This window comes from Paenibacillus beijingensis, assembly GCF_000961095.1.
Taxonomy (GTDB): Bacteria; Bacillota; Bacilli; order Paenibacillales; family Paenibacillaceae; genus Paenibacillus_O; species Paenibacillus_O beijingensis.
Genome location: NZ_CP011058.1, coordinates 254,207 through 267,613, shown reverse-complemented (window position 1 = coordinate 267,613; position 13,407 = coordinate 254,207). Strand labels below are relative to the sequence as shown.

Here is a 13,407-nt window from a genome sequence, read left to right as displayed (position 1 = left end):
CGCTGCCTTATCGAGAAGGATTATGATCTGCGGTATCCTCAACGGAAAAGCGAATGGAAGGAGGAGAGTTATCTGTGGGAAGCACACAAGCGAAAGTATCCCGATTTTCTCAAACGATGATTTCCGCTAAAGGACTTACTAAGTTGTTCGGTACGCAAACGGTTTTGAAAGATATTCGGCTCCAAGTTCAAAAGGGCGATGTCATCTCCGTTATTGGTCCAAGCGGTTCCGGGAAAAGTACGCTGCTACGCTGTTTGAATTTACTTGAAATCCCCGATGGTGGAGAAGTGAACGGCTGCGGTCACCTGATCCGATTTCCCGTCCGGACCGATCGTCAATTTAACCAAGACGTTCAAGCGATCCGCTTGAAAGTGGGGATGGTTTTCCAATCGTTCAATCTATGGCCGCATATGACTGCGCTGCAAAATGTGACGGAAGCGCTGCTTGTCGTGAAACGGATGAGCAAAGAAGAGGCGAAAACAATAGCACTCGAACAGCTTGCTACGGTCGGACTTTTGGACAAGAAGGACAGTTATCCGAGCAAATTATCCGGCGGACAGCAGCAGAGGGTGGCCATAGCGCGTACGCTTGCAATGGACCCCGAGGTGATTCTGTTCGATGAGCCGACGTCCGCACTTGATCCCGAACTGGTGGGGGAAGTGCTCAAGGTCATTAAGCGTTTGGCCGAATCGGGAAGAACAATGATGGTTGTCACGCATGAGATGGGTTTTGCCAGAGAGATTTCGAGCCGAGCGATTTTTATGGAAAATGGTTCCATTCTGCAAGAAGGCTCTTCGGAAGATATCTTTTACAATTCCAATGAGTTCCGCATTCGCAGCTTTCTCACAAATCTCAAATAGGAGGGATTTTATTATGACAGAAGAACAGTTTTGGACGGAATTTAACGGTATCAAAGAGGAACTAATGGCCCATTCCGGAGCGAATGCGAAACAATTCTGGTCGCGGGAAGACCTGACTCATGATGAAGTTTTCGAGGCGATTATTGTAAGGGATTGGCTGGAGATCGCTTATGTTATTTTCCTGGGTACCGAGCTGCTTAACTACTGGAGAGAGTTTGACAGAAGTATTGTAACGGCCCTTTGCAAGCATATGTGGGATGAAGCCAAGCATTATGAAATGTTGAGTAATGTCATTGAGAAGCACGGATACAGCGTGCCTAAAACGACGCCGGAGACATCCAAGGAATGGGAAGAACTGCACATGAAAGCTCTTACGATGGATTGTGCTTGTGCCGTAGCCGTTTGGAATGTGTCCGAGACTTCTACCACAACAACGATGGATGTCCTTATTGAAAATTGCCGCAGAATCGGACTGGACGATCTGGCTCGCTGTTACGAAAAAATTAAAAAAGACGAAGCGTTTCATTGCAATCTCGGAGTGACCATTTTAAAAAAATATTTAACGACGGATGAACGGCGGATGAACGCCATTTGGGGCGCGAGGCAGCTGCGTGATCGAATGTTCAAATTGTACAATGTCATTTACCCTGTTAATGCGGTAAATTAAAGTCTTGAGAACTCACACTGTCATGACACAGTAACGATACCTTATATAACGCAAAACTGCACAAAACCTTAAACTTTATTTTGTATAAAGTGTATATTTCAACGGTTCCATAATAAGGATTATAATTTTGTTATCAACGGGTTAGGAATTAACCTTATACGAAACTTGATGTTACATATATATGACAAAGATGATGAAGAAGGGAGTTCCGAATATGAAACCTGCCCCTTTTCAATATGAATGTCCTCGGGGTGAAGCGGAATTGGCGGAGATTCTCGCCTCGCGCGGTTCGGAAGCAAAAGTGCTGGCCGGCGGACAAAGTTTGCTGCAGCTCATGAATATGCGGGTGCTCAAGCCAAAACTGGTCGTGGATATCAATCGGATCGAAAGCTTCCACTATATCCGGGAAGAGGAAACGTCGATTGCGGTCGGTCCGTTGATCCGCCATCGCGATCTGGTGAAGAGCGACCTTGTCCGGACAAAGTGTCCGATGCTTTCGAAAGCGGTCAGGTTCATCGGCCATCAGGCGATCCGCAACCGAGGCACCGCTTTGGGGAGCTTGGCTCATGCCGACCCGGGAGCGGAACTGCCGACGGTCATGACGGCGCTGGGCGGTGAGCTGACGGCTGCTGGCCTCAACGAGCGGATGGAGATAGTGGCGAGCCGGTTTTTCCAAGGGGTCAATCAGACATCGCTGCTGCCCACGCAGTACCTGCAGGAAGCGCGGTTTCCGAAAATCCGGGCAGGTGAAGGACACGCGTTTCACGAGTTCTCTATGCGCTATAACGATCCGGCTATTGTAACGTCGGCCGTCAGCATTTTTACCGATGAGTTCGGGGTCGTGACCCGAATCCGGGGGGCGCTTGGGGGCGTCGGAAGCACGCCGGTATACTTCGAACCGGAAGCCGCCTCGCTTGTGGGCGCCATAGCGGATGAGAAGGCTGCCGCGGATGCGGCGGAGCGTGTGGCATCGGGACTTGAGCCGCCCGATCATTTGTTTTCTTCGGCGGCGTACCGCAAAGAACTGGCGGTCCATCTGCTTAAGAAGGGGATCATGGAAGCTTATACTGAAGCTGTCCGAAAGGAGATGTAGGGATGAGCGAGCTCACAAGAAACATCGTGCTGAACGTCAATGGAACAAAACAAGAAATAACGGTCCCGGTTCGTTACACGCTCGCGGACGGTCTGCGCGAGGTGCTGGATTTGACGGGCACGCATCTAGGGTGCGAGCACGGTTTCTGCGGAGCGTGCACCGTGCTGGTGGACGGAAGAAGCGTCCGTTCCTGCCTGATGCTGGCGGTTCAAGCGGACGGCTGCTCCGTTTTGACCATTGAAGGACTTGCGAACGCGGACGGTTCGCTGAGTCCGCTGCAGCAGGCGTTTCATGAACAGCACGGACTGCAATGCGGGTTCTGTACGCCGGGGTTTCTTATGACGGCAACTGAGCTGTTCAGCGGCAACTCGAATCCGACGGAAGAAGAGATCAAGGAAGCGCTGTCGGGCAATATTTGCCGGTGCACCGGGTATCAAGGCATTCTGGAAGCGATGAAACAAGCGGCGCTCCAATCATCGGGGGGGTGAATCGGTTGTCATCCTGGATCGGGAAATCGGTCAAGCGGACGGAAGACAAGAAGCTGTTGACGGGTAAAGGGCAGTTTGTCGCCGATATGAAACGGGAAGGCATGCTGCACGCCTGTTTCTTGCGAAGCACGGAAGCCCATGCTCTCATTGCCGGGATCGATACGGCAAAAGCGCGTGGCCTGCCCGGTGTCGTCGGCGTCTGGACGGCCGAAGAGCTGGAAGGGCTCGGCTATGTGGAGCCTATGGGGGTCCTTCCCGCGGGGATGCATGAAATATCCCGATTGAAGCGCAGAGAATGGTCGCAGCCTCCCTTGGCCGGGGAGAAAACGAGATTCGCCGGGGAGCCGATTGCGGTCGTGTTGGCGGAGAACCGGTACATAGCAGAGGATGCCGTCGAGCTGATCGAGGTGAGCTATGTGCCGCTCCAGCCGGTCGTCACCATGCGGGCTGCTTTGGAAAGCAGCGGTCCGAAATTATTTGATGAATGGCCCGATAACATTCAGGCGGAATTCGTGATCGAAAAGGGAGATTGGAAACGCGCGTTTCTGGAAGCGGATGTTGTGGTTGAAGGAAGCTATTCGGTCGGCCGGATTACCGGCATCCCGATGGAATGCCGCGGCATCATGGCGGAAATCGATGAAGACGACGGGCGGCTTACGGTTTGGTCGGCCACGCAAATTCCGTACGATTTGCGGGGCAACCTGGCGAAAGCGCTCGGCTGCGCCTCGGAGGAGATCCGGGTGGCCGCGCCGGATGTCGGCGGCGGATTCGGCATTAAGGACAATGTCTATCCCGAGGAATTGGTCGTTCCTTATCTGGCGAAGAAGCTGCGAAGGCCGGTGAAATGGATTGAAGACCGGACGGAACATCTGCTGACCGCCAGCCATGCGAGGGACCAGCAGCACCGTATCCGGGCCGCATTCCGCAAAGACGGCACGCTGCTCGGGATCGAGGACGAATTTTATGTGGACTGCGGCGCTTACAATCTGTGGGAAACTTGCGTCGCCTACAACACCGCATCGTCCATGAGCGGGCCTTACCGGTGTCCGGCGTTGTTCTACCGGGCGTACGACATCCTGACGAATAAGACCCCGGCCGCACCGTACCGCGGAGCGGGCAGGCCCGAAGCGGTATTCGTGCTGGAAAGGCTGCTCGACGAATCGGCAAAGAAGCTGGGAATCGACCGGATGGAACTTCGCCGGAAGAACATGATTCAAGGAGATGAGTTTCCTTACGACGCCGGCATTTTGTACCGGGACCAGACAAGGATGGTCTATGATTCCGGAAATTTTTCAGAAAACTTTGACAAATTGATGGACCAGGTCGATTATGCCGAATTTCTGCGCGAGCAGCAGCGGCTGCGGGAGGAAGGGAAATATATCGGTCTCGGCGTTGCCAATTTCGTGGAAGGAACCGGTGTCGGCCCTTATGAGAAAGCGGTGGTAAGTGTACTTCCGGACGGGACGGTCCGTGCCGCTACGGGTGCCGCCTCGCAAGGACAGGGCCATAAAACGACGTTCGCCCAGGTTTGCGCCCAAGCTTTGGAGCTCGACCTTGACCAGATCGACATCATCGAAGGGGACACCGGCATCGTGCCGGACGGAATCGGCACCTTTGCCAGTCGTAGCGCCGTGGTGGCGGGCAATGCGATTTATGCCGCCGGCATCGGCCTGAAGGCGCGGATCATCGAGCTGGCTGCCGAGCGGCTGCTCATTGACCCGAAGGAAGCGGCTTATGAACGGGGGACCGTTTATTCGGTCCGGAATCCTGATCATAAAATCCGCTTGAAGGAGTTGGCGGACGCATGCGGAGATGACCTTACCGTTTCGAACAGCTTTCACCCCGGTACAACGACCTATGCCAGCGGCGCGCACGCCGTCCTGGCGGAAGTCGAGCCCGCTACGGGAAAAGTGACGATCAAACGTTATTGGGCGGTTCATGATACCGGCAAACAGATCAATCCGAAGGTGGTGACCGGCCAGATTATCGGGGCGATGATCCAGGGAATCGGAAGCGCCCTGATGGAGGAAATTCAGTATGGCGAAGAGGGCCGGCTCAAGACCCCCACGCTCAAAGAATATTTGGTGCCGAGCATATTCTCTCTGCCGCCGATTGAATTGCACAAAGTGGAATATCCTTCGACCCGCAATACGCTCGGGCTCAAAGGAACGGGAGAAGCAGGCATCATATGCGCCGCCGCAGCTGTCGCAGGCGCGGTGGCGGATGCCCTCGAGCCTTTCCGCGCCGAAATCCGGGAAATCCCGATGACGCCGGCGCGTGTCAGGGAGGCCGTTAAAAATGCCAGTCCATTAACCATTAACTAACGGGAGTGAAATGTTAATGAGTGAGAAAGCTCTGGGATTTGCCGGTACGGATGATATGAAGGAACTGCAGCCTGTTCCCGAAGATGAGAGAAAAGGGACTGCGATCGACCAGTTTTCAATCTGGATGGGGGCGAATATTTCGGTAACGAACTGGGCGCTCGGCGCGCTGCCGATCATACTGGGACTTAGCTTGTGGGACGCCATTCTGATGATGGTACTTGGCAATCTGGTCGGCGCCGTATTCTTTGCCCTCACGACGCTGCCGGGGAAGAACACGGGCCTCACGGCCATGGTGTCCACGCGCTATTCTTTTGGAACAAAAGGCGCCCTTTCGATTACGTTGCTGCAGCTGATTAATACGATCGTCTGGCTGGGCATCAATACTTATTTTGCGGTTAACGTGGCGGTCGAGATCTTGAATCAGCTTGGCATTGGGAAATCGTTCTTCGTCTATTTTTTGTCTTCGCTGTTCATCTTCGCGGTACAAGTACTGGTTGCAGTCTACGGCTTCCGGCTTATTCAGCGGTTCGACCGGGTCATTGTGCCGCTCATGTTCTTGATGATGCTCGTGATGACCTGGTTCGCGTTCGACAATCCGGTCAGTATGACGGAAGGGAAACTGACCGGTGGAGAACGGTTCGGCATGATGGCCTTGATTTTCGCAGCGGCCGGCATCGGCTGGCCGCTTTCCTGGACGACGTGGGCGGCCGACTATTCCCGTCACGTTCCGAGAAGCATGTCAAACGGCAAACTGTTCTGGGCTTCCTATTTGGGCATGTTTGTCGCAACCGTCTGGCTCGAAATCGTCGGCGCAGCCATCGCGCAATCGATGGGTACAGGGCTTGACCCTGCCGCCATGGTATCCCAAACGATACCGGGCTTTGTTCTTCCGGCTCTGATTCTGATCTTCCTTGGAACGGTTTCGACGAACGTGCTGAACGTAGAGTCCGGCGGATTGTCGATTCTGGCCATGGGCGCCAAGCTGCCGAGATGGGGGGCGGGCCTCATCAACGGACTCATCGGCTTCGTGATCTGCATTCTCAGTATCTATTTCGAAGCGATAAGCGGTGTGATGCACCAGTGGATGCTTACTCTTATTCTGTGGATGACACCGTGGACGGTCATCACCATTATGGATCTGCTTTATTTCAAGAAAGATCAGTTGATGAATGGCCAGCGGCTGTATGATCCGCTTCCTGCCGTCCGATGGTCTGCGCTCGCCAGCTGGTTCATCGGTTCGGTAGCCTCCCTTCTATATGCGAACACCCCGCTGTATACCGGCCCATTCGCTAAGATGTCCTTCGGCGCGGACTTCAGTTGGGTAATCGGCATCGGACTGACGGCAGTGCTCTACTACGCCTTTGCATCGATTGAGAAGAACCGGAGCGCCTCGGTCATGCTGCAGGAAACAACGACACCGTAGAGCGGAAGAGGGGAACCATGAAAGCTGCTGTCATCACGGAATTCGGAAAACCGCTGGAGATCACCGACGTTCCCAAACCGGAATCGTTGGCGTATTCCGAATGTTTAATTCGCATCCATGTGTGCGGGGTATGTCATACCGATCTGCATGTCGCGCGGGGAGACTGGCATGTCGAAGACGGTTTGCCGTTAATCCCCGGTCATGAAGGCGTGGGAATCGTCGAACAGGTGGGGCCTGGCGTCACGAATATTAAGATCGGCGACCGGGTAGGCGTTCCGTGGCTTCACAGCAGCTGCGGGTACTGCGAATATTGTCTGACGGGACGGGAAACGCTCTGCGAGTTGCAGAAAAATACCGGCTTTACAGTTAACGGCGCGTTCTCCGAATACATGAAGGCGGACGCCCGGTATGTGGTGAAAGTGCCGGATAACCTTCGTGACGAACAGGCGGCCCCGATCTTCTGCGCGGGCGTAGCGACCTACAGGGCGATGAAAGTGTCTGGAGCGAAGCCGGGCGAGTGGGTGGCTGTGTTCGGGCTCGGGGGACTCGGGCATCTGGCGGTTCAATACGGGAAAGCGATGGGCTTGAAAATCGTCGGTATCGACATCCACGAGGAGAAGATCGAGCTGGCGAGAGAACTCGGTGCGGATCTGGCCGTAAATGGCCGCTCCGAGGATCCGGCCGCGTACATGAAAAAGGAGCTCGGCGGCGTTCATGCGGCCGTATGCGTTGCGGTAAGCCAGCAAGCTTATAAGCAGGCTTACCGATCCCTTCGAAAAGGCGGAACGCTCGTCATGGTCGGCCTTCCTTCGGACGACCTGAGCGTGCCCATCTTCGACATGGTGCATAACCAGACCCGGATCGTCGGTTCCGCCGACGGCATCCGGCAGGACCTGATTGAGGCGCTGCAGTTTGCCAGCGAAGGCAAAGTCAGCGTTCATGTCAACGAGCGACCCATCGAGCAAATTAATGAAATCTTTGCGGATATGGAAGCGGGCTATATCAATGGACGTGTCGTTGTCAAGCTTTCATGATGTTCATTTTCCGAGGTGGAAAATGATGGATCTATTGACAGCCAAAACGCTGCAAATCCAGGATATTTACGGTCTGGAGCCGGGCAAACCATGCAGCTTGATTATCGTTGACGGCACCGATCCGTGGGACCTCATGCGCCGTATGCCGGTCACGACATGCGTGATTTACCGGGGCCGGGTCGTCTGAATCTCATTCTATCTTAAATCTCACTATCGAACCGAGGAGGATTTCACATGTACGATATGATTATCAAAGGCGGACGACTGCTGAGCAAATCCGACGGACTGGACGTCATTGGAGATATCGCCGTCAAGAACGGCAAAATCGCGGCAATCGGAGGAACGCTTGAAAGCGGTCCCGATACGGTCGTCATCGATGCCAAAGATTGTTACGTCTCCCCCGGTTTTATCGACCTGCACATCCACGGGTATGCCTACAATACGGATTACGGCACGTTCCCCGACAAAGTCGGGGTGCTGACGGGCGTCACGACCGTCGTCGATCAGGGCAGCTGCGGAGCGTTGACGTTTCCGGGCTTCAAGCATTATATGATCGAGACGTCGAAATCCCGCGTCCTTTCGTTTATCAACATCGGCGCGGTCGGCACGATAAAAGGGAGCATGCTGCCTCCCCTTCACGGCCCTCAGTCGGTCGATGTCCGAGTAACGATCGAAACAATCGAGGAGAACCGCGACATCATCCGCGGCATCAAGACGCATGCGGAGATGGGCGGCTATTCCAGGTGGGGGCTGGAAGTGCTCCGGCTCGCCAAAAAAGCGTCGAGAGCGACGAAAGTTCCCTGCTATGTCCATACCGGAAAGCTGTTCACTTTTGATGAAGACCGAATTCCAAATCCGGACGAGGTGCTTCCCGAAGCGGTACAGCTTCTCGACAGCGGCGACATTCTGACTCACTGCTTTACCGCAAACGAAGGCGGCATTCTGGCGAGGAACGGGAAAGTTCATCCGGAAATTATCGAGGCGCTGGAAAGAGGCATCGTGCTGGATGTAGGCTACGGCGAACATTTCTCTTTCGAAATCGCGGACAAGGTGCTTGATCAGGGTATCGTTCCGACTGTGCTGAGCAGCGACGTGCATGCTCCTTTCAATAAGCCGCACAGCTTGGAAGTATCGTACGGATTGAACAAAGCGATGTCCCGGATGCTCGCCTTGGGCTTCGATCTGCCGACCGTTATCGATATGGTGACGGCGAAGCCAGCGTCCCTCATCGGACTATCTGATGAAATCGGCCACCTGGAGACGGGCAAAGAAGCGGATATTACGGTATTCGCCATTGAGAGCGGAAGGTTCGAATACAAGGATCCGTGGGGAACGTCGAGAATGGGCGACAAGAAACTCAAGGCCAAATATTGCATCAAATCCGGCGAAGCCATCGAGCTTGCCGAGGATGAAGAATCGAACTTGGTGGAATTTGCCGGATGAGTACGGCCCGCCAACAGATCAGTGAACGCCTACAGGCGGTGAAGCCTCGATGGGTCGGTATCCTTCCCGCCGGACAGGCCGTGCCGGAGCTGCGCGGTACGATCGGTCATTCGGGCCCTCCCATGAAGGCGGAAGACATGCTAACGGTGCACAAGCACGGCCTGATCGACCTGCTCTGTTACGAAGGAAAGGTAGATCCGAGGGACCTTTCCCGGCTTGTTGAGCTTGACGGGCGCGAACGATCGGAAGAAATGGATCGGCTCATCAACCATTCCTTCTTACGAAGCGGCATATCTTTGCGGTCCAACTGGGAGATGAACATCGTAGCCCCTCTGGTCGGGATGGTCTCCGAATCGATGCCCGTTATGATAATCGAGGATGAAAGGTCCAAGCAAGTCGTCTACTCGCCGTTAAATGAAGGCGTCGGGAGAACGGTGCGCTTCGGTTCATTGGGCCTGGATGTTGCGGACCGGCTTCATTGGATGAACGGCGTGTTGGCTCCGCTGTTGTCTGAAGCTTTGCAGGCGGCAGGGAGCATCGAGCTGCTTCCGGTGTGCCAGGAGGCTTTGCTTATGGGAGACGAGCTGCACATGCGCTCGAAGGCGGCGTCTCTCCTGCTGGCCGCCAAGCTGACGCCCGCCATTCTGGAACTTGATCGGCCCGGTGAACAGAAAGCAGGGGTCATTCGATTTCTGCAAAACAATCCGTTGTTTTTTCTAAACCTGTCGATGTGCGTATCTCGATTGTATTTGAAGGTAATGGAAGATATACAAGAGGAATGCCTTGTGACAGCATGCGCGGCCAACGGAGTGGAAATCGGGATTCAAGTTTCCTCAAAGCCCGGCCGCTGGTTTACCGCACCGGCACCTCTCCCTTCCGGTTCGGGACATGGTTCCGGTGAGGTCGCAGGCCCGGTCATCGGGGATAGTCCTGTGATCGAAGCTTTCGGATGGGGCGGCCGCATCACGCTGCTTGCGCCCGGCTTGTGGCCTTCCTTTGGCCTGTCCGGCACGCGCGAGTGGCTCGCGGCTTCGAATCGGATATCGCTCGCGGCGGCAGCCGCTCTGCCCGGCGTATGGGTACCGAATGATTTCGGCAATGCCCTCACTGTCGGTCTTGTTGCCAAGAAAGCCGCGCACGGACATGTTCCGGTTCGCGTCAATACAGCCCGTCTTTCGCTGGACGGCCGTTTCTTAGGGGTTGGCAGCTTCGACATTCCAAGCCATTGTTTTCAAGCGGCAATACTCTAATTGTTATCGGATCGTCAAGGAGCTGAGCTAATGGACATGCACGATCTTCTTTCCCATATGAATGAAATCGACGGCCAGCTCGTACTGGCAACCATTATGGAAGTGGAAGGCCACGCTTACCGCAAGAAAGGCGTGTCCATGTTGATGTCGGCCGGCGGAGACACCCTGGGCAGCTTGAGTCCCGGCTGTTTGGAAGCGGATTTGATCGAACGGGTTCAAGATGTACTGCATACCGGAAAGCCGCAATTCTCGGTGTACGATTCCAGAGACCCGGATGATCTGTCTTGGGGGAGGTACTTGGCTGCGGGGGGATGATGCGCATTCTTCTTGAGCCCGTTATCGGAGAGCTTCGCGACGCATTGAAGGAAATAAAACGTCGGTTGGACAGCGGAGAGAGTGTTCGCCTGATCCGCTGCTTTCGGCAGTCACCAATGTCCGTTTCATACGAGGCAGCAGGCTGTTCGGACAGCGGAGCGCGAGACTCCGGCGAAATTTTCGAATCGGTATTCGACCCGTGCCCCAGATTGATTATTTTTGGAGCGGGGAACGATGCCCGGCCGCTGGCCGATTTGGCAGCTAAGACGGGCTTTCGGGTCGCCGTCGCCGATTGGAGGACGGGGTTGTGCACGAATGAGCGATTTCCGATGGCGGAGCTTCATATCGGTCTCCCCGATCGGCTCATTCCGGCACTGAAGCTGTCGGATAGGGATTATGTGGTCATCATGAGCCACCAGTATCAAAAGGATTTTCAATTTCTGCAGCTGGCAATTCCTTATTGCTTGCGGTATTTGGGCATCGTGGGTTCGAAGGAAAGGACCCGAAGAATTCTTGCCGGCTGCGACTCGCCGCCATGGCTTCAATATCCGGCGGGGATATCCATTGGCTCGCAGGGGCCAGTGGAAATAGGGATCAGTATAGTTGCGAAATTGATCCAGATCAAGAACGGACAGGTCATAAGCGCGAATTCGTTTGCAGAATGCAGTTTGAGCTGAGCTTGAGAGTCTCCGGCGAACTTTAAGATTTCTGCTGCTCAATGTATATACTAGGAGATCTACAGAAGCAGGTGGCGCTATTTGTCCACCTGCTTCTGTAGCAATATCAGTGCGAGCGCGGGTCAAATCCCTCTTAAGAGATCGTAAACAACTCTGATGCTCTTAGCATAAGCCGCAGAAGCAAATTTTTTTCCGGGTTTTTCAGACTGGAATCCAACAATTCTTCGCATTTCTCAATCCGGTATAAAACGGTGTTTCGATGAACGTAAAGCTGTTTTGCAGTTTCGGAAATATTGCAATTGTTCTCCAGGTAGATATAAAGAGTTTGCAGTGTTTCCTCGCGATCTTGTCCTTTAAGAACATGCAATTTACCGAGCGTGTTCGAATATAGTTCATCTATTTTATCTTGGGGAATGTATCGCAGCAGTTCAACGACTTCCTTTGTTTTATAATATCGGATTTTGGGAGAAGCTTTACTTTGATAACCCGCGTCCAGAGATTCCTTTGCCTCTCTGAACGATTTTGGAAGATCGGCGAGCAGCGGATAGCGTCCTCCTACGCCAATTTTGAATGGAAATAGTTGGTATTTTTCAAACCAAATCGTTATTTCAACCAAGCACTGTTCCAATTTCGCTGTGATGTGATTTTCTTTGCCGCGGGATGAGTGCTGCGGGCAGGGAATCAGTAAAATAAACTCGGCGCTATTTTGGATAACGATTGTACTAGGAAACGCGGGGAGGATCTTCTGCTCAATTTGATCTCGCAACAAATGTTGAGAATTTTTCCCGAATATCTTATCTGGTGGTTGAACAATAACACAAGTATAAGGAGAATCAATTAATCCATAAGTTTTTCCAAGCAGGATTTCTTCATTCGATAAGGTGTTCTTCTCAAGAAGGTGTGAAAAAAAATCAAGTTGTTTTTTCTTTTCATTTTCAATAATTGCTTCATTTTTAATTTGTTCGAAACCTAACATCGTGGATACTTGCTCCAGTATGGTAAGGTAATGTTCAACGAAGTTTTCAGTCGTTTCAGTAAGAATGATGAAGTTTTTAATCCTTTTTCGGATATATACCGGGTACGCGATAATCCGAAGTGAATTGCCGTTTACAACAAGATTATTCGTATGGATTATGTTATGTTTTAGAGGAATATTTGAAACATACTGCTGTATAAGCGGAATGATTGAGTTGTAATATTTTTTAATCCGATTGGAGTGCGCGATAACAACACCTTTTGCGTCCAAAAAAATAACCCCGGTACAAAGTAAGCCCTCCAGCTTGTTTGCGATCGCAGAAAAATCGGAACCATTCAGGATCAGTTTCGTTAATTGATGATGTACATTGCGTGTATGCTGCAAATTATCGTTGCGAGGATATAAAATTTTAGACAGGACGCAATTCATGACATCGGCAAAATGACTGTCCACAGGCAGCTCAATGATTGGAAAATTCAATTTATCGGCTAATTCAATTATGCTAGGATTAATTTCCATAAGAAAGCGTTTCGTTTTAATTGCGATTCCGGCACAACCGAGATTGGCCAAATCCGTTATCAGTTTTTTTTGCGCAGTAATATCATCTTTGATTACATAACCTGTTGTTAATAAGATTTGATTTGATCTGACCCAGTTTATTATATCCGGAGCATCCATAACAGTTACCGATTGCACAATTCGGTTAATCCCATTTTGTCCTGCTTTCAACACTCCGATTTTATCTGGATCTTGTATGATTTCCCTGATCGTAACTGCCACGGTAGACCCTCCCTGTTGATAAATTCACCGAGTAACTGTTAAGTAAGGTCACTTTAAGTGTTATATTAGCACATGAT

General features: G+C 52.5%; 13 protein-coding genes. 12 read left to right on the top strand and 1 reads right to left on the bottom strand.

Features of this window, described 5'->3' with window-relative positions; all coding sequences use genetic code 11:
• Nucleotides 1–116: 116 nt before the first annotated feature.
• The 12 genes from VN24_RS01250 to VN24_RS01205 all read left to right on the top strand — a co-directional run bounded on the left by VN24_RS01250 (nt 117) and on the right by VN24_RS01205 (nt 11,574).
• On the top strand, nt 117–860 hold the full coding sequence (locus VN24_RS01250; protein ID WP_045672850.1) for an amino acid ABC transporter ATP-binding protein: 744 nt from the start codon (nt 117–119) through the stop codon (nt 858–860).
• A 13-nt stretch (nt 861–873) separates the two neighbouring features.
• On the top strand, nt 874–1,527 hold the full coding sequence (locus VN24_RS01245; RefSeq protein ID WP_045668934.1) for a hypothetical protein: 654 nt from the start codon (nt 874–876) through the stop codon (nt 1,525–1,527).
• A gap of 214 nt (nt 1,528–1,741) precedes the next feature.
• Nucleotides 1,742–2,620 (top strand): FAD binding domain-containing protein, encoded by an 879-nt coding sequence (locus VN24_RS01240; RefSeq protein WP_045668933.1) that lies wholly within the window; start codon nt 1,742–1,744, stop codon nt 2,618–2,620.
• 2 nt (nt 2,621–2,622) lie between these two features.
• Nucleotides 2,623–3,108, top strand: a complete 486-nt coding sequence (locus VN24_RS01235) for a (2Fe-2S)-binding protein (protein ID WP_045668932.1) — start codon at nt 2,623–2,625, stop codon at nt 3,106–3,108.
• Between the two features lie 5 nt (nt 3,109–3,113).
• Nucleotides 3,114–5,432: a xanthine dehydrogenase family protein molybdopterin-binding subunit gene (locus VN24_RS01230; protein ID WP_082083559.1), complete on the top strand. Its 2,319-nt coding sequence runs from the start codon at nt 3,114–3,116 to the stop codon at nt 5,430–5,432.
• A 16-nt stretch (nt 5,433–5,448) separates the two neighbouring features.
• Nucleotides 5,449–6,855, top strand: coding sequence for a purine-cytosine permease family protein (locus VN24_RS01225; RefSeq protein ID WP_045668931.1), 1,407 nt, complete (start codon nt 5,449–5,451; stop codon nt 6,853–6,855).
• A 17-nt stretch (nt 6,856–6,872) separates the two neighbouring features.
• Nucleotides 6,873–7,889 (top strand): alcohol dehydrogenase AdhP, encoded by a 1,017-nt coding sequence (gene adhP / locus VN24_RS01220; RefSeq protein WP_045668930.1) that lies wholly within the window; start codon nt 6,873–6,875, stop codon nt 7,887–7,889.
• A 25-nt stretch (nt 7,890–7,914) separates the two neighbouring features.
• Nucleotides 7,915–8,076, top strand: a complete 162-nt coding sequence (locus VN24_RS27555; protein WP_158453630.1) for a hypothetical protein — start codon at nt 7,915–7,917, stop codon at nt 8,074–8,076.
• 47 nt (nt 8,077–8,123) lie between these two features.
• On the top strand, nt 8,124–9,332 hold the full coding sequence (locus VN24_RS01215) for an amidohydrolase/deacetylase family metallohydrolase (RefSeq protein ID WP_045668929.1): 1,209 nt from the start codon (nt 8,124–8,126) through the stop codon (nt 9,330–9,332).
• Complete coding sequence (locus tag VN24_RS01210) at nt 9,329–10,582, top strand: YlbE family protein (RefSeq protein ID WP_052702726.1); 1,254 nt, start codon at nt 9,329–9,331, stop codon at nt 10,580–10,582. The genes VN24_RS01215 and VN24_RS01210 overlap by 4 nt, the downstream gene beginning before the upstream one ends.
• Nucleotides 10,583–10,612: 30 nt before the next feature.
• A complete protein-coding gene (locus tag VN24_RS26110) occupies nt 10,613–10,897 on the top strand; it encodes an XdhC family protein (RefSeq protein WP_052702725.1) in 285 nt (94 codons plus the stop codon).
• Nucleotides 10,867–11,574, top strand: a complete 708-nt coding sequence (locus tag VN24_RS01205) for an XdhC family protein (RefSeq protein ID WP_158453629.1) — start codon at nt 10,867–10,869, stop codon at nt 11,572–11,574. Before VN24_RS26110 ends, VN24_RS01205 begins: the two co-directional genes overlap by 31 nt.
• 133 nt (nt 11,575–11,707) lie before the next feature.
• On the opposite strand, the gene VN24_RS01200 is transcribed toward VN24_RS01205, so the two are convergent.
• Nucleotides 11,708–13,330, bottom strand: coding sequence for a PucR family transcriptional regulator (locus tag VN24_RS01200; RefSeq protein ID WP_045668928.1), 1,623 nt, complete (start codon nt 13,328–13,330; stop codon nt 11,708–11,710).
• Nucleotides 13,331–13,407 lie beyond the last annotated feature (77 nt).